The 15,910-nt window shown below is 61.3% G+C and carries 11 protein-coding genes and 1 tRNA gene; 7 read left to right on the top strand and 5 right to left on the bottom strand.

Annotated features, from left to right (window positions below):
• The first annotated feature begins 135 nt into the window (after positions 1 to 135).
• Both pth and ychF read left to right on the top strand, forming a co-directional pair.
• Positions 136 to 720, top strand: a complete 585-nt coding sequence (pth, locus tag J5M72_RS23685; protein ID WP_007951726.1) for an aminoacyl-tRNA hydrolase — start codon at positions 136 to 138, stop codon at positions 718 to 720.
• A gap of 22 nt (positions 721 to 742) precedes the next feature.
• On the top strand, positions 743 to 1,843 hold the full coding sequence (gene ychF / locus J5M72_RS23680; RefSeq protein ID WP_085709288.1) for a redox-regulated ATPase YchF: 1,101 nt from the start codon (positions 743 to 745) through the stop codon (positions 1,841 to 1,843).
• 62 nt (positions 1,844 to 1,905) lie between these two features.
• On the opposite strand, the gene J5M72_RS23675 is transcribed toward ychF, so the two are convergent.
• The gene (locus J5M72_RS23675; protein WP_207867259.1) at positions 1,906 to 3,123 is read right to left on the bottom strand and encodes an MFS transporter; all 1,218 of its coding nucleotides are present in this window, start codon (positions 3,121 to 3,123) and stop codon (positions 1,906 to 1,908) included.
• Between the two features lie 333 nt (positions 3,124 to 3,456).
• Here J5M72_RS23675 and J5M72_RS23670 point away from each other — a divergent pair, with 333 nt between their 5' ends.
• Together J5M72_RS23670 and J5M72_RS23665 are read left to right on the top strand one after the other, a co-directional pair.
• Positions 3,457 to 5,514, top strand: a complete 2,058-nt coding sequence (locus J5M72_RS23670; protein ID WP_207867258.1) for a methyl-accepting chemotaxis protein — start codon at positions 3,457 to 3,459, stop codon at positions 5,512 to 5,514.
• A 115-nt stretch (positions 5,515 to 5,629) separates the two neighbouring features.
• Positions 5,630 to 5,706, top strand: a tRNA-Met gene (locus J5M72_RS23665).
• Between the two features lie 84 nt (positions 5,707 to 5,790).
• Here J5M72_RS23665 and J5M72_RS23660 read toward each other — a convergent pair.
• On the bottom strand, positions 5,791 to 6,891 hold the full coding sequence (locus tag J5M72_RS23660) for a DUF2817 domain-containing protein (protein ID WP_207867257.1): 1,101 nt from the start codon (positions 6,889 to 6,891) through the stop codon (positions 5,791 to 5,793).
• 155 nt (positions 6,892 to 7,046) lie between these two features.
• Between J5M72_RS23660 and ggt the strand changes: the two genes are divergently transcribed.
• Positions 7,047 to 8,879, top strand: coding sequence for a gamma-glutamyltransferase (gene ggt, locus J5M72_RS23655; RefSeq protein ID WP_207867256.1), 1,833 nt, complete (start codon positions 7,047 to 7,049; stop codon positions 8,877 to 8,879).
• An 88-nt stretch (positions 8,880 to 8,967) separates the two neighbouring features.
• Here ggt and J5M72_RS23650 read toward each other — a convergent pair whose 3' ends face one another.
• The 3 genes from J5M72_RS23650 to J5M72_RS23640 all read right to left on the bottom strand — a co-directional run bounded on the left by J5M72_RS23650 (position 8,968) and on the right by J5M72_RS23640 (position 12,402).
• Positions 8,968 to 9,567: a flavin reductase family protein gene (locus J5M72_RS23650; protein ID WP_207867255.1), complete on the bottom strand. Its 600-nt coding sequence runs from the start codon at positions 9,565 to 9,567 to the stop codon at positions 8,968 to 8,970.
• 87 nt (positions 9,568 to 9,654) lie between these two features.
• Positions 9,655 to 10,971 (bottom strand): PAS domain-containing methyl-accepting chemotaxis protein, encoded by a 1,317-nt coding sequence (locus J5M72_RS29195; protein ID WP_169431918.1) that lies wholly within the window; start codon positions 10,969 to 10,971, stop codon positions 9,655 to 9,657.
• 117 nt (positions 10,972 to 11,088) lie between these two features.
• Positions 11,089 to 12,402, bottom strand: a complete 1,314-nt coding sequence (locus J5M72_RS23640) for an MFS transporter (RefSeq protein ID WP_207867254.1) — start codon at positions 12,400 to 12,402, stop codon at positions 11,089 to 11,091.
• 199 nt (positions 12,403 to 12,601) lie between these two features.
• On the opposite strand from J5M72_RS23640, the gene J5M72_RS23635 reads away from it, so the two are divergent.
• Together J5M72_RS23635 and acpA are read left to right on the top strand one after the other, a co-directional pair.
• On the top strand, positions 12,602 to 14,020 hold the full coding sequence (locus tag J5M72_RS23635; RefSeq protein ID WP_207867253.1) for a TIGR00366 family protein: 1,419 nt from the start codon (positions 12,602 to 12,604) through the stop codon (positions 14,018 to 14,020).
• Positions 14,021 to 14,176: 156 nt separating this feature from the next.
• Positions 14,177 to 15,877, top strand: coding sequence for an acid phosphatase (acpA, locus tag J5M72_RS23630; protein WP_207867252.1), 1,701 nt, complete (start codon positions 14,177 to 14,179; stop codon positions 15,875 to 15,877).
• Positions 15,878 to 15,910 lie beyond the last annotated feature (33 nt).

Genomic DNA, 15,910 nt, shown 5'->3' with positions numbered 1-15,910 from the left:
CGGACTGGAACGTAGCGAGAAAGCGGGCGGGAACGCGGAGTTTACATCCATGGTAAATGAGCATTTTTCGTCCACTTTCGCCGCCTTCCCTGATCGCGGCGATGTTATCCACCACTCAAAGGAAGGGCCCCTATCGTGACTGCCATCAAACTGATCGTTGGCCTGGGAAATCCAGGCGCTGAATACGAGCAGACCCGGCATAACGCAGGGGCCCTTTTTGTTGAGCGCATCGCCCACGCACAGAACGTGAATCTCGTGGCCGATCGCAAGTATTTCGGCCTGACCGGGCGTTTTTCGCATCAGGGTCAGGATGTTCGTCTGCTGATTCCCACCACCTACATGAACCGCAGCGGCCAGGCCGTGGCGGCACTCGCCGGTTTCTTCCGCATCAAGCCCGAAGAAATCCTGGTGGCGCACGACGAACTCGATCTGCCTCCGGGCGTCGCCAAGCTCAAAGTCGGCGGCGGCCATGGCGGTCACAACGGGTTGCGCGACATCATTGCGCAATTGGGCAATCAGAATACGTTCCACCGCCTGCGGCTTGGCATCGGCCACCCGGGCGTCGCCAGTATGGTTTCAAATTTCGTCCTGGGTCGTGCGCCACGCGCCGAACAGGAAAAACTCGATGCCAGCATCGACTTTGCCCTCGGCGTGCTGCCGGATATCCTCGCCGGTGAATGGAACCGCGCGATGAAAAACCTGCACAGCCAGAAGGCCTGACTCTAATCCGAGGGGAAACACCATGGGATTCAATTGCGGCATCGTCGGCCTGCCTAACGTCGGCAAGTCCACCCTGTTCAACGCCCTGACCAAATCCGGGATCGCGGCCGAGAACTTCCCCTTCTGCACCATCGAGCCGAACAGCGGTATCGTGCCGATGCCGGATCCACGCTTGAACGCTCTGGCGGAAATCGTCAATCCGAAGCGCATCCTGCCGACCACCATGGAGTTCGTCGACATCGCAGGCCTGGTGGCCGGCGCGTCGAAAGGTGAAGGCCTGGGCAACAAGTTCCTGGCCAATATCCGTGAAACCGACGCGATCGCTCACGTGGTGCGCTGCTTCGAAGACGAGAACGTGATCCACGTTTCCAACAGCGTCGACCCGAAGCGCGACATCGAAATCATCGACCTGGAACTGATCTTCGCCGACCTCGACAGCTGCGAGAAGCAACTGCAGAAAGTTGCGCGCAACGCCAAGGGCGGTGACAAGGACGCGGTGGCCCAGAAGGCCCTGCTGGAGCAGTTGATCCCGCACTTCACCGAAGGCAAGCCTGCGCGCAGCCTGATGAAGAACATGAGCGCTGACGAGAAGGCGATCATCAAGGGCTTCCACCTGCTGACCACCAAGCCGGTCATGTACATCGCCAACGTCGCTGAAGACGGTTTCGAGAACAACCCGCACCTGGACGTAGTCAAGGCCATCGCCGAAGAAGAAGGCGCGATGGTCGTTCCGGTCTGCAACAAGATCGAAGCGGAAATCGCCGAGCTGGACGACGGCGAAGAGAAAGACATGTTCCTCGAGGCCCTGGGCCTGGAAGAGCCTGGCCTGAACCGCGTGATCCGCGCCGGCTACGAAATGCTGCACCTGCAGACCTACTTCACCGCCGGTGTCGAAGAGGTCCGCGCCTGGACCGTCCGCGTCGGTGCCACCGCACCGCAAGCCGCTGGCGTGATCCACACCGACTTCGAAAAAGGCTTCATCCGCGCCGAAGTGATCGCCTACAACGACTTCATCCAGTACAAGGGCGAAGCCGGTACGAAGGAAGCCGGGAAATGGCGTCTGGAAGGCAAGGATTACATCGTCAAGGACGGCGACGTGATGCACTTCCGCTTCAACGTGTAAAAGCTGCACCCAAGAAAAAGCCGCGTTGATACGCGGCTTTTTTGTGCCCGACATTCAGCCTGTCAGGCCTTTTGGGTTCTCGGCAGGAAGATCGCCAGCACCCCGAACAGCGGCAGGAACGAGCACAGGAAGTACACGTACTCGATGCCGTGAATGTCCGCCAGATGCCCGAGCAACGCCGCACCAATCCCGCCAAAACCGAACATCAGCCCAAAGAACACGCCGGCAATCATTCCGACATTGCCTGGCACCAGCTCCTGCGCGTATACCACGATCGCCGAAAACGCCGAAGCCAGGATGAAGCCGATCACCACACTGAGGACGCTGGTCCAGAACAGGTCGACATGCGGCATCAGCAAGGTAAACGGCGCCACACCAAGGATCGAGAACCAGATCACTGCCTTGCGCCCGATCTTGTCGCCAATCGGCCCGCCAAAGAATGTGCCCGCCGCCACCGCGCCGAGGAACAGGAACAGATGCAGCTGGGAACTTGCCACCGACAGGTCGAACTTCTCGATCAGGTAGAAGGTGAAGTAACTGGTCAGGCTGGCCATGTAGAAATACTTGGAGAACACCAGCAGCCCGAGCACCACCAGCGCGCTGATCACCCTGCCCTTCGACAGTCCATGAGTGGCGGCCTGGCCAGCCTTGAGCTTGAACAGGTTCAGGTGATGGGCGTACCAGCGGCTGATGCGATACAGCACGAACAGCGCAAACACCGCGAACAGTCCGAACCAAGCCACATTGCCCTGCCCGAAAGGAATGATGATCGCCGCCGCCAGTAACGGGCCGAATGCCGAACCGGCGTTACCACCGACCTGAAACGTCGATTGCGCCAGACCAAAACGTCCACCGGAGGCCAGCCGTGCGATACGAGAAGCTTCGGGGTGGAAGGTCGAAGAGCCAATGCCGATCAACGCCGCCGCCAGCAAGATAAGAGGGAAACTGCCCACCATCGACATCATCACAATGCCGATCAGTGTGCACACGGAACCTGCCGGCAGCAGCCACGGTTTCGGATGCCGGTCGGTGTGATAACCGACCCACGGCTGCAACAGCGAAGCAGTCAATTGAAAGGTCAGGGTAATCAGGCCGACCTGGGTGAAACTCAGGCCATAGTTGGCCTTGAGCATCGGATAGATCGACGGCAGCACTGACTGGATCAGGTCGTTGATCAAATGCGCCAGCGCCACCGCGCCGATGATGCGCATCACCAGAGGACTGCTTTGGGGCGGAGCGGACGCCGACGTAGCGGCGGTCTGAACGTTGCTGATAGCCATGGGAGTTTCCGTACAGCAGATGAGTGCACGCAGGCAGGTGCGTCAATGTGCCATTTTTCGGTGCGCCAGCGCCATCCCCTTAGCCAGCTAACGAACTATTCTTCCATCGCGGCGCAAGTGATAGCGCAAAGCCATGGTCTGAATCTTGCCTTGCTTATCCGCTTGAACGCGGCGCCCTTACAAAGGGCATCGAGAATGGGAAGTTTCGCTACAGAGCCTGCCTACAGAGCGGGCAAGGGTGAACTTTCGAGGCCTTTTAGCAGGGCACCAATCCCGGTCGCAACGATCGCGATGCACGCCGATGGTGCGTGGTGTCCAGAGGAGTCATGAGGCATGCAGGCTTTTTTATCACCGGGGATCGGGCTGCTGGGGCGGTTTGGCTTCGCGCGTAAATTCCAGTTGTTGTTTCTGCTGTTTATCCTGCCATTGGCCGGCAGCCTGTTGATGATCGGCCAGGACTACCGCGAAAAACTCAATCTGATCGCTGGCGAACGTGCCGGTGTGCGGCAGTTGCTCGCCCTCGATGCACTCGACAATCTTCTCGCCGCCCAGCGTGATCGCGCTGCCCGCTGGCGCGCCACGGAAACCAATCGTCAGCCGACGCCCGCCACCCTCGCCGCCATGGCTGCATTCGATTCCGTGCAACCTGCGGTCGCTCAGGCCACACTGGATCTGGGTAACGCGTTGAAAGCCGAAGGTGCGGAAGGCGAAACCCTGGTCCGCTATCAAGCCCTGCAAACCGCGCTCGGCACTCTGGACTCCAAGAGCCTGGCCGGCGTCGGCTGGTGGCCGGACGGTTACGATCGCTTCACCAACGCCCTCAGCGCCCTGCAAGCATTGCGCGAACAAATCGCGATGGACAATCGCCTGATCCTCGCGCCGTGGCTGGAAACCTATCTGCTGACGCAGATTTCCACCCAGCACGCACCAGACCTGATCGAACGGGTCGGCCGACTGGCAGCCGTCGGCCAAGCCTCTGTAGTGTCCGGTCAATTCACTCTGCAAAGTCGCTTGCAACTGCGTGATCTGCGCAGCCGCATCGGCGATGCCCGCGAGCAGTTGGTGAAAACTGCGGGCCTGCTCGAAGCGCGTCTGCCGCCAGCCCTGCAAGGCTGGGCCGGGCAGTATCACGACAGCCTCAAGCAACTGGATACCGGATTGAAAGTGCTGGATGACGGCGTGTTCGGCGGCAGCATCAATCTCAAGCCTGACGAATTCGAGCGCACTCTCGATGCCCTGCTCGGCAACCTCGCCACGCTGCGCCAGCAATCGCTGGTGTCACTGGACCAGCGGCTGGATGACTACCATGGATCGGCGATTCGTCAGTTCATTATTGTCGCGGCGATTTTCGGTTGCCTGTTGCTGGCGGCACTGTACTTGTTCGTTTGCCTGCAAGCCTCGATCCGCCGCAGCGCCAGCGGCATCACGCTGCTCGCCGAAGCCTTGCGCGACGGTAATCTGAGCCTGCAAGTGCCGGTCGTGGGCCGTGATGAACTGGCGTCGATCAGCACCGCGCTCAACGTGGCCGTCGTGCAGTTGCGCACCAGCCTGTTGGGTGTCGATCACGAGACTTCGCAACTGAGCAATGCGGTGCGCAGCCTTAACGAGCACTCCAGTGGCGCCCTCAGCGAAGTGGAAGCACAGCAATTGCAGATCAGCCAGATCGCCGCAGCGGCCACGCAACTGGCGGCGACGTCTCAAGGTGTGGCGCAGAGTTGCGAACAGGCTTCCGGCAGCGCCCAGCACACCCGGCGCATCGCTGCCGACAGCAGCCGTGACAGCCAGCGCACCACGGCGAGCATTCAACAACTCAATCAGCGCTTGAACGAGACTGCAGCAGCACTCGGTCGGGTCAGCGAGCAAGGGCAGCAGATTCAGTTGGTGGTCGACACCATTCGTGGCGTCGCCGAACAGACCAACCTGCTGGCGCTCAACGCCGCCATCGAGGCCGCTCGCGCTGGTGAACAGGGTCGCGGTTTTGCCGTGGTGGCCGACGAGGTACGCAGCCTGTCACAACGCACGCAATCGTCTACCGCACAGATTGCCGACACGGTCGACAGTCTGCGCAATACGGTCAACGAAGCGGTAAGCCTGATGGAAGCAGCGTGCGGCCAGGCGCAGTCGGATGCCGAAGCCGTCACCGGGCTGGGCGAACGCCTGGGGGAAATCGCCAGCGCCGTGCAGAGCGTCACCGACACCCTCGCCCAGATCGCCACGGCGGTCGAAGAACAGGCGAGCACCGCTGATGAGGTCAGCGGCAATATCCAGCAGGTGGATCAGGCGGCGGTTCGCCTGCTCGAAGGTGCTCGGGCGGTGAACCTTGCGGCGGACACGTTGAGTCAGGGCAGCCATGCCTTGAGTGCCAACACCGGAAGATTTCAGCTGCGTTGAAAGCCCCTCCCGCCCCGATTTTCGGCGCGGGAGGATAAGCGGTTGAAAATAAGAAGAAATATTTTGAATTTACGCTTGACGCTTTTCCATTTCAGGGGAATAATGCGCGCCACTTGGCTACATAGCTCAGTTGGTTAGAGCATAGCATTCATAATGCTGGGGTCCGGGGTTCAAGTCCCTGTGTAGCCACCAAGTACTAAAAACGGCTTACCGAAAGGTAGGCCGTTTTTTTATGCCTCGAGAAAAGTGCCGGCCATCACCAGCCCGCACATTCTTTTACTCGGCCAGTGCAGCCAGCCCTTTCGCCCAGATCTGCCGCGTGCGCAAACCGACCATCGCCCGCCAGTCCGGATCTGCCGGATAAAACTGCTCCAGCAGATTCAGTTTGATTTCGCGCCCCGTCGCATCCAGCGGATCGCCATGCAGATGCAGCCAGTGATCGTCGCGCAGGTAACGATGCACGTCCGGCCCCGGATAGGTCCCGCACTCGATCACGAATGGCATCAACTGCACATTCGGCAACGCATTGAGCAGTGCCTGCGAGGTGTAACCGGTAGCGGTCGCTGCAACACCGGTTTCGCTCAGGGTTTCGGCACCGGTATGCAGCGTGTAGAGCCACGGGCCGTAAATCGATTGCGCCCGGGACAACGCCGGATACGGTGCCTGGGTAATCGTCAGCAACATCGGATGGCCATACTCGCCGGCGCCGGTGTGCAGGTCGAAGCACATCACGGTTTCAGCACCGGCCAAATGATTCTCGATGATTGAATGTAGCGTGCGATTCGACCAGCTCGGCGCGAGTCCGCCAAAGAACAGGCCGTCGGGATGACTGTGCTGGCCGCCCTCGACAATCGACATGACGGCCGGCCAGCCGCGCTCGGCAATTTGCGCATCCAGCAAGGCATCAGCCTTTTGCCGCTCGGGGCCATTCAAATCGGTACAGACGTAGATCTCATGCAGCGCCGCGTAAGCGCGGTTGTCCGGGAGCGGTCGGCTGAAATCCAGGTGATTGCGGTTGAGGTCGATGTTGTCTTCGTTGACCCGCCGCAGCCATGCCGTGCCCCACGGGTTGATCAGGTGAATCATCACGACCGCGACATCCTTGGGCAGCGAGTCCGCCGTGAAATGCTTCAGCCAGTCGATCTGGCACTCCGAACCGTAATAGCCCTCAACCCCATGGGTGCCGCTGAGCGCCACCAGACGCCGTTTGGCCGATGGATCCCCCAGCACCGCGACCTCGGTACTCAAAGACTCGCCAAACGGCCCGTTGAGCGGATGCGCGTACGAATAGAGCATGGCACCGGCCACCTTCGCGGCGGCAAGAAATCGCTCGCGCTGTTCGCGGTAGCTGGGCTGTGTCGGAAATGCGTTGTGCATGGCGGCCTCTTGTTGATTGTTCTGGCTTCACTATTGGCTCTGACCCTACAGAAAATTCGCCAAGGCATGAAGGACAAACACGCCGATGGTTTGCGTCCTGCACGGTCGGCCGATACAGTCCATCAGACTTTTATCCCACGGACGGAGAGCCCCGCGTGTTTCCAGCCCTGCCCCTGAACCGCTTTCGCCTGCCCGCCCTGACCCTGATCGTCAGCGCCATCACCCTCGCCGCCTGCAACGCACCGCCCTCCTCGACCTTGCCGCTGGCTCCGGAAGCCGCCTCCGGTTACCGCACCGGCCTGCAAGCCAGCCACGCCGAAAAACACATGGCCGCCGCTGCCAATCCGCTGGCCGCCGAAGCCGGTCGCGAGATGTTGCGTAAAGGTGGGTCGGCCATCGATGCAGCCATTGCGATGCAAGCCGTGTTGACCTTGGTCGAACCGCAATCCTCAGGGATCGGCGGCGGCGCGATGATCGTGCTGTGGGACGGCAAACAGGTGCGCACCTACGACGGTCGCGAAACCGCACCGGCCGGCGCGACCGAGAAGCTGTTTCTGCAGGCCGACGGCAAACCGATGCCGTTCCCGCAGGCGCAGATTGGTGGACGCTCTGTCGGCACGCCGGGCGTGATGCGTGCATTGGAACTGGCGCACAAAAAGCATGGCCGCTTGCCGTGGGCGACGTTGTTCGAGCCGGCAATCAAACTGGCCGAGCAGGGTTTTGCGATCTCCCCGCGCCTGCATTCTCTGCTGGAATCCGACCCGGTGGTGCGTCGTTCGCCGGATATGGCCAGGTATTTCCTCAACAGCGATGGCAGCGTCAAAGCTGTCGGCACACGACTGCAAAACCCTGCCTTGGCCGCCGTGCTCAAGCGCATCGCCAATGAAGGCGCAGACGCGCTGTACAAAGGCCCGATCGCCGAAGAAATCGTGGCCAAGGTTCAGGGCCACGCCAACCCCGGCAGCCTGTCGCTGAACGACCTTCAGCACTATCAGGCCAAGGAGCGTGCGCCACTGTGCACCGATTACAAACGCTGGCAGGTTTGCGGGATGCCGCCACCGTCATCGGGCGGGATTGCAGTCGCGCAAATCCTCGGCACCTTGCAGGCACTGGAAACCCGCGATCCGCGCCTGTCCCTGACGCCGCTCAAGCCTGTGAAGACCGATAAGCCCGCCGGCATCGAACCTGCACCGCAAGTCGTGCACCTGATCGCCGAAGCCGAGCGTCTGGCCTACGCCGACCGCGCGCAATACGTAGCCGATACCGACTTCGTGCCGGTACCGGTCAAAGGCCTGGTCGATCCGGGTTACCTGGCCAGCCGCGCCAGCCTGATCAGCGAACGCAGCATGGGCAGCGCCAAACCCGGTACACCGCCGGGCATACAGGTTGCCTATGCGCCGGATCGCTCGCCGCTGCGCATTTCCACCTCCCAAGTGGTGGCCGTGGACGACTTCGGTGGCGCCGTGTCGATGACCACCACCATCGAAGCGGCATTCGGCTCGCATCTGATGGTTCAGGGCTTCCTCCTCAACAACCAGATGACCGACTTCTCGTTCATCCCCGAAGAGAACGGACAGAAAGTCGCCAACCGCGTGGAGCCCGGCAAACGCCCGCGCTCATCGATGGCACCAACCCTGATCTTCGATCGTAACAGCGGCGAATTCGTCGCCACCGTTGGCTCTCCCGGCGGCTCGCAGATCATCGAATACGTGGCCAAAACCACCGTCGGCCTGCTCGACTGGAACCTCGACCCGCAAACCGCCATCAGCCTGCCCAACTTCGGTAGCCGCAACGGCCCGACAGAACTGGAGCAGGGCCAGTTCAGCCCGACGCTGATCCAGGCACTCAAGGACAAGGGCCACACCGTCAACGAAATCGACATGACCAGCGGCACCCAGGCTATCGTGCGGGTCAAGGATGCTGCGGGGAAGGCAACGCTGTCAGGTGGAGCAGATCCACGGCGTGAAGGAGTAGCGCTGGGGGATTGATTGACCGCTGCCAACTGAAAAAGGCTTACCGAGAGGTAAGCCTTTTTTGTATTGCAACATCCGGCCATGACTTGTCACCAAGCGGCGTTCAAACCTCGAGCGTCTTGCCATCCACCGGATCGCCAATCTTCAAAAAATGCCCGCCGGCCACATGGTGCAACGTGCGCAGGCCGTCATGCCCATCGAAGTGCCAGCGTCCATCGCTGAACACTCGCGAGTCAGCCTGCGCCGCGATCACCTCGGCCAGAAACAGATCGTACTGTTCATGATTGCGCGGCTCCGGCAGCAACCGGCATTCGAGCCAGGCGACACAACCGTCAAGCATTGGTGCATCAATCTGTTCAGCTGCGAAGGTCTGCAAGCCGTAAGCCTGGAATTTGTCCTGGCCTTGATCGCGATTGATTTCCAGGCCCGAAGTCGAACCGACGGTCTGCACGATGTCGGCCTGATTCACGCACGGCACGTTAAGAACGAAGGTGCCCGAGGCCTCGAGCAGTTGTCGGGTCCAGGTAGATTTGTCGAGGACCACCGCCACTTTCGGCGGTTCGAAATCCAGCGGCATGGCCCAGGCAGCGGCCATGATGTTGCGCCGCCCGTCATGGGCGGCGCTGACCAGCACGGTCGGCCCGTGGTTGAGCAAACGATAGGCTTTGTTCAGGGGAACCGGGCGACGAAAGGACTCGCTCATGGGATCTGCTCCGGGAAAAAGAGCCGATTGTAACGGGATAAAAACAACGAAGGGATGGCCGTAGACCACCCCTTCGCCCGTGCGGCATCAGCTGGATAGCTGGTTGGCGAACTGACCGACCGCGTTCACTACCTTCTGCGCGCCGTCCTGAATCTCGACGATCACCGTACCGGCCTCTGCCGCCAGCGCCAGCCCTTGTTCGGCCTGCTGCTTGCCGTCGGTCATCAGGGCCACGGCGTTGCGTGCCATGTCCTGGTTCTGGCGCACCACGCCGACGATTTCCTCGGTCGCCTGGCTGGTGCGCGAAGCCAGTTGCCGCACTTCGTCGGCTACCACGGCAAAGCCCCGGCCCTGCTCACCCGCGCGAGCGGCTTCGATGGCGGCGTTGAGCGCCAGCAGGTTGGTCTGTTCGGCAATGCCGCTGATGGTCTTGACGATGGTGCCGATTACCTGGGATTGCTCGTTCAGCGCCTCGATGCCTTCGCCGGCGGTTTGCATGTGACTGGACAGATCGCGCATCACGTTGACCGCCTCGGTGACCACACGGGTGCCACGCTGGGCGGTGCTGTCAGTCTGCAAGGAGGTGCTGTAGGCGATGTTGGCAGCCTCGGCGACGGCCCGTTCCTGATTGACTTGATCGGTGATCACCGTGGCGAACTTCACCACTTTGTAGAGTTTTTCGTTGGCGTCGAGCACCGGGTTGTAGGACGCCTCCAGCCAGACCTCGCGACCATGACTGTCGATCCGCTTGAAGCGTCCGGCCACGAACTCGCCGTTGTTCAGTCGACGCCAGAAATTCTGGTACTCGGCACTGTTGGACTCGCCCGAGTCACAGAACATGCGGTGATGTTTGCCCTTGATCTGCGCCAGGCTATAACCCATGCCCTGAAGAAATCGGTCGTTGGCGCTCAACACGTTACCGTTGAGGTCGAACTCGATCACGGCAGTCGAACGCACCAACGCGCCGATCAGATTTTCGTGTTCGCGAGAGGCTTCGATGGTGCGGGTCAGGTCGCTGGAGAAAATCGAGAAATGCTTGATCCGGCCATCCGAGGAGCGAACCGGCTGCACGATAGAGCGCAACCAGGCTTCGTCGCCATTGCCACGTAAAAGGCGTACAGCACCGGCGAAATGCTCGCCACGGGTCAGTGCAGCCTTGAAGCGGTGATGAAACTCGTCTGACTTCACATGAGCCGGCACGATGTCTTCGATGGCGCGGCCGATCAGGTCGTGGCTCTTGTAGAGCATTTCGTCGAGGAAATTCTGGTTGACCGACTGAATCCGTCCGTCGGGCTCAAGGGTGAGCACCAGCATCTCGCTTTCCAGGCTCTCCTTCACTTGCAGAAGGCTGGAGAGTTCTTCACGAAGAGCCGCCAGCTCTTGCTTCAGGCGTTTGTTGAACATGGGAAAGCACCGATGGACTGGATGGATAGCGGGTATGCAGCCTAGCCATCGGCCTTGGAAATCTTTTCTGAAGAGCGCGCGAGGCTTGTCCTACAAAAATAGTTAAGCCTCGACAACTCAGGCGGTGCCGGCCACCGGACACTGCTCCGCCCGCGGCATCCGCGAACCGAAATACGCCGCACTGACGACGCCCACCGCGCCCATCACCGCGCAGAACATCACGCAGATCCACGGGCTCCAGGGCATCAGACCGATCAGCAGCAGAGGCGTGACACTGGCCCAGGCGGCGTAGGCAATGTTGTAGGTAAAGGAGATCCCGGAGACGCGGATCCGCGCCGGGAACAGGCTGACCATCACCGACGGCACCGCACCGACCACGCCACAGCACAACCCGGCGATGGCGTAGGCCAGACCGACCCAATCGCCGCCGCTGATCAGGCAGGTGTAAAGCAGGCCGATCCCCAGTGGCAACAACAGGCTGTAGAGCATGACCGTGCGCCAGGCGCCGATGCGATCGACCAGCCGACCGGCAATCACGCAGCCGATGTTCAGAAACACAATGCCCAGCGCGCTCAACGCAAAAGTATGGCCGGCGGTCATGCCGAAGGTTTTCTGCATCATGGTCGGGGTAATGACCACGAACACCACCACCGCCGAAGTCAGCACGCAGGTCAGCAGCATGGCCGGCAGCATGGCCAGACGATGCTCACGCAGCACGGTGCGCAGCGGCAGTTCGACCCGTGCCTCGCGCTGCGCTTCCATGGCCATGAACACCGGGGTTTCGCTCAGCCATCGGCGCAGGTATACGCCGATCACGCCGAACACTCCGCCGAGCAGGAACGGATAACGCCAGGCGTAATCCAGCACTTCGGCCGGGGTGAACACTTGTGCCAGGAAGGTCGCAGTCAGCGCGCCGATCAGATAACCGAAGGTCAGCCCGGCCTGCAGAAAGCCCAATGCATAACCGCGATGCCCGGCCGGCGCGTGCTCGGCCACGAACACCCAGGCGCTCGGCACTTCACCGCCCACTGCCGCGCCTTGCAGGATGCGCAACGCCAACAGCAACAGCGGTGCGAAATAGCCGATCTGGGCGTAGGTCGGCATGATCCCGATCAGCAGGCACGGCAGCGCCATCATCAGGATGCTCAGGCTGAAGACTTTCTTGCGCCCCAGCCGGTCGGCGAAATGCGCCATCAGTATTCCGCCCAGCGGGCGCGCCAGATAGCCGGTGACGAAGATTCCGAAACTTTGCAGCAGGCGCAGCCACTCGGGCATTTCCGGCGGGAAGAACAGCTGGCTGAGGGTCAGGGCGAAGAACACGAAAATGATGAAATCGTAGATCTCCAGCGCCCCGCCCAGGGCCGCAAGGCCGAGGGTCTTGTAGTCGGAACGGCTGAACGGCGCCGGTCGGGCTGTGGGTTGGGCAGTCATGGCAAAGAACTCTGGCAGGCAAAAAACCAAGGCGCCCATGGTCTACGCAAACGGGCCGCCGGACAACCCGTTAGACCATAGTCTGATTCAGTGAAACACGGTCACAAAAATCCACCGGTTGATTTACTGTTAGCACCTGTCCAGACGGGCCGGCCAAGCCCCGAAGACCACAATAAACATAAAAATCCGAGGTACTCCCGTGGCCGTTGATATCGAAGATAGCCGCTCTGCGCGCTTTGCCTTGCGCTGTTCAAGTTTTGCCGAACGCTGGTTTCCCGACTCCTGGGTCTTCGCCGCGCTGGCGGTGATCATCGTCGCGCTGGCGACCCTGGTCATGGGCGCCAAACCCACCGACGCCGCCATGGCGTTCGGCGACGGTTTCTGGAGCCTGATCCCGTTCACCATGCAGATGGCCTTCGTGGTGATCGGCGGTTATGTGGTGGCCAGCTCGCCACCCGCCGTAAAGCTGATCGATCGTCTGGCGCGGATCCCGAAAAACGGACGCTCGGCCGTGGCCTGGGTTGCGCTGATCTCGATGGTCGCGTCACTACTGAACTGGGGTCTGTCGCTGGTGTTCGGCGGTCTGCTGGTACGCGCCCTCGCCCGCCGTACCGACCTGAAAATGGACTACCGCGCCGCCGGCGCCGCCGCCTACCTTGGCCTCGGCGCCGTGTGGGCTTTGGGCCTGTCGTCATCTGCCGCGCAGTTGCAGGCCAACCCCGCCAGCCTGCCACCGTCGATCCTGTCGATTACCGGGGTGATTCCATTCACTCAGACGATTTTCCTCTGGCAGTCGGGAGTGATGCTGCTGGCGCTCGTGGTGATCTCGATCATCATCGCCTACGCCACCGCGCCCGGCCCGAACTCGGCGCGCGATGCCAGGGCCTGCGGGATCGACCCGGCCTTCAACCTGCCGCCGCTGCAACCGCGCACCCGCCCCGGCGAATGGCTGGAGCACAGTCCGTTGCTGATCATTGTGCTGGTGCTACTGGCAGCCGGATGGCTGTTCCACGAGTTCTCGACCAAACCTGCGATCACCGCGATTTCCGGGCTCAACACCTATAACTTTCTGTTCATCATGCTCGGCGCATTGCTGCACTGGCGCCCGCGCAGCTTCCTTGATGCGGTGGCGCGGGCGGTGCCGACCACCACCGGCGTGCTGATCCAGTTCCCGCTGTACGGCTCGATTGCCGCGCTGATGACCACCGTCAAAGGCACCGATGCCCAGACTCTGGCCCACCACATCTCGACTTTCTTCGTCAGCATCGCGTCCCACGACACCTATGCGTTGTTGATGGGTGTGTACTCGGCGATTCTCGGCTTCTTCATTCCGTCCGGGGGCGGCAAGTGGATCATCGAGGCGCCGTACGTGATGCAGGTGGCCACCGACCTGAAATACCACCTGGGCTGGGCCGTGCAGATTTACAACGCCGCCGAAGCCCTGCCTAACCTGATCAACCCGTTCTACATGCTGCCGCTGCTGGGCGTACTGGGATTGAAGGCGCGGGATCTGATCGGCTTCTCCTTCGTGCAACTGCTGGTGCACACGCCGCTGGTGCTGCTGTTGCTGTGGGCGCTGGGGACGACGCTGGCGTATACGCCGCCGGTGATGCCATGACGCGGAATCATCTTCAGGCGTAATTCTTATGAGGGAGCTAGCGTATTGGCTCCCTCATTTGTTTCTGCGCCTTGGAAATGTCACCCAACCGTCACATTCCCTTGCTAGCGTCCGCCCGAAACATACTGAAACAATTAGGCATAAACGGACTTCTACATGAACGACGACACCGACGGCAAAGATCTCTCCTCGCCAGAATCCGACAATCCCACCGATACCAGCCGCCGTCGTTTTCTCGGCGGTGTCGCCGTGCTGGGTGTGGGCGCCACGCTGGCCGGGTGCGGGAAAGCCGATGATCAGCCGGGCAAGCCCGATGAGCGTCCGCTGACGCCCGCCGAGCTGGACAAGGCCCTGCGCGATCAGGTGAAGACCGTCGTGGTGATCTACGCCGAGAACCGCAGCTTCAATAACCTGTTCGGTGACTTCCCCGGTGTCGAGAAGCCGCTGTCTTCACTCAAGCCCGAGCAATACCAGCAGCGCGACCGCGATGGCAGCCTGCTGCAGACCCTGCCGCCGGTCTGGGGCGGTGTATTGCAGATCGGCCCGCAAACCCTCGATGGCGTGACCTATCCCAACGCCGTGCAGTTTCAGGAAAACCTGCCCAATGCACCTTTCGCTCTGAAAGGCCCGAATGCCGAAGACCTGCCCCTGGGTCTGGTGACTCGGGATCTGTGGCACGTGTTCTATCAGAACCAGATGCAGATCAACGGCGGCAAGAATGACGGCTTCGTTGCCTGGGCCGACTCCGGCGGCCTCACCATGGGCCACTATGCCCAGAGTCGCTATTCCCTGCGCCTGTGGGATGTGGCTCAGGAGTTCGTGCTGTGCGACAACTTCTTCCAGGGCGCCTTCGGCGGCTCGTTCCTCAACCACCAATACCTGATCAGCGCCACCGCGCCGTTCTACCCGAATGTCGCCAGTTCGGTCGCCAAAAGCCAGATCGCCGCGCTGCAAAGCGATGACCCGGCCGACCCGCGACTCAAGCCCCTGGAGCAATCCCCGGCCAGCGCCATGACCGGCCCACCACAGTTCGGCCCGAGCGCGCTGACCCCGGACGGTTACGGGGTCAATACCCTCGCCCCGCCGTATTGGCCGACCTGGATTCGCGACCCGGAGCGCCCGGCGTATTCCAAGGCCGATCTGCCGAACGTCATGGTGCCGCAGACCCACGAGCACATTGGCGACAAGCTGTCGAAGAAGAACATCGACTGGGCGTGGTACGCCGGCGCCTGGCAGGCGACGCTGGAGCAATACAAGGATTCCGGCGGCATCCCGAAAATCCCCAACTTCCAGTATCACCACCAGCCGTTCAACTACTTCCAGCAGCAAGGCCCGGAGCATCCCGAAGAACGCAGCAAGCGCCTGCGCGACGCGGGTCTGGGCGATGAGTCGAGCACCAACAAATTCTTCGCCGATGCCGAGGCGGGCAAGTTACCGGCCGTGAGTTTCTACAAGCCTCAGGGCAACCTGAACATGCACGCCGGCTACGCCGATGTGGCCTCCGGTGATCGACACATCGTCCGCGCGTTGAAAGTGCTGCGGGAAAGTCCGCAGTGGAAAAACATGGTGGTGATCGTGACCGTCGATGAGAACGGCGGCTGGTGGGACCACGTCGCGCCGCCCAAGGGCGATCGCTGGGGGCCGGGGTCACGGGTGCCGACGCTGGTGGTGTCACCATTCGCCCGCAAGGGTACGGTGGATCACACGGTCTATGACACCGGGTCGATCCTGCGCCTGATCACCCGTGTCTTCCAGCTGGAGACGCTGGCGGGTATCAAGCAGCGCGACGATGCGATGACCGGCCGTGGCCAGAAACCCATGGGCGACTTGACCAATACCCTGCATTTCAAGGCCTGAGGACAGCTCCTGCGGCACAGCTCAAAAAACTGT

This window comes from Pseudomonas sp. 58(2021) (assembly GCF_017491585.1).
Classification (GTDB): Bacteria; Pseudomonadota; Gammaproteobacteria; order Pseudomonadales; family Pseudomonadaceae; genus Aquipseudomonas; species Aquipseudomonas fluorescens_BT.
This window is presented reverse-complemented; position numbering and strand designations above follow the sequence as displayed.

Coding starts and splice junctions, on each gene's coding strand:
- ychF (WP_085709288.1), top strand. CDS start 743: ATGGGATTCAATTGCGGCATCGTCGGCCTGCCTAACGTCGGCAAGTCC.
- J5M72_RS23675 (WP_207867259.1), bottom strand. CDS start 3,123: ATGGCTATCAGCAACGTTCAGACCGCCGCTACGTCGGCGTCCGCTCCG.
- J5M72_RS23670 (WP_207867258.1), top strand. CDS start 3,457: ATGCAGGCTTTTTTATCACCGGGGATCGGGCTGCTGGGGCGGTTTGGC.
- J5M72_RS23660 (WP_207867257.1), bottom strand. CDS start 6,891: ATGCACAACGCATTTCCGACACAGCCCAGCTACCGCGAACAGCGCGAG.
- J5M72_RS23650 (WP_207867255.1), bottom strand. CDS start 9,567: ATGAGCGAGTCCTTTCGTCGCCCGGTTCCCCTGAACAAAGCCTATCGT.
- J5M72_RS29195 (WP_169431918.1), bottom strand. CDS start 10,971: ATGTTCAACAAACGCCTGAAGCAAGAGCTGGCGGCTCTTCGTGAAGAA.
- J5M72_RS23640 (WP_207867254.1), bottom strand. CDS start 12,402: ATGACTGCCCAACCCACAGCCCGACCGGCGCCGTTCAGCCGTTCCGAC.
- acpA (WP_207867252.1), top strand. CDS start 14,177: ATGAACGACGACACCGACGGCAAAGATCTCTCCTCGCCAGAATCCGAC.